Annotated in this window: 1 protein-coding gene; it reads left to right on the plus strand. The window is 63.3% G+C overall.

The features are described from left to right. On the plus strand, nucleotides 1–667 hold a 667-nt coding region (locus tag HMPREF3227_RS13600; RefSeq protein WP_197429528.1), incomplete at both ends, for a hypothetical protein.

Below are 667 nucleotides of genomic sequence, written 5' to 3' on the forward strand. Positions count from 1 at the left end.
CTCCGTGGCATGACCGTCTCGATCTTCGATGCTCTTGCTCTCGGCGTCGATTCTCTCAAGGAAGCCGCCGGCCTTACCGTGGCTGAGCTCCGTGACCGCGGCCTAACGCTTGCCGATGCCAAGTTTGTTCAGCCGCTGGCTGCCGTTTATTGGCGCGCTAAGCCTAAAGGCATTGCTGAGGCCCGCAAGGCCGCCCGCGCTGCTGGCCATTCCCTGCGCGTGCTCGCCCGGATTGAGGTGCTCGCCGCGCGCTGCGAGGATCCTAACGCTGCCCGCGTGACCTTGTGTGGCACGGCGGAGGCCAAGCTCGATGAGGTCGGCGCGAGGCTTGCCACGCCGAAGACCCGCGTGGAGTCTGCCCGCCATACCTATGGCAAAGACGGTTGGCACCGTTTGGTGATTAACACCCAGGATCCGTGGCTGATGGATATGCTCGGCGCGCTGCCCGGCGATAACCTGCTTGACGGATTCAAGCAATTCGTCGCGGGCGGAGAACAGGTGAAGGCACCGGCGCGTGCTGCGCATGTGGTTATTCGTCTTGATGAGCATGAGGAGTACGTGGCTGAGGGCAAGCTTATTCGTGCTACGGATGGCACGGTGCGCCCGGCTCGTTTGCTCGCCCAGGAGAAGCTTGCGGAGGTCGGCTACGTCACGCTGGTGAGCGAGT

It is taken from the genome of Corynebacterium sp. CMW7794 (assembly GCF_001563605.1).
GTDB lineage: Bacteria > Actinomycetota > Actinomycetes > Mycobacteriales > Mycobacteriaceae > Corynebacterium > Corynebacterium phoceense.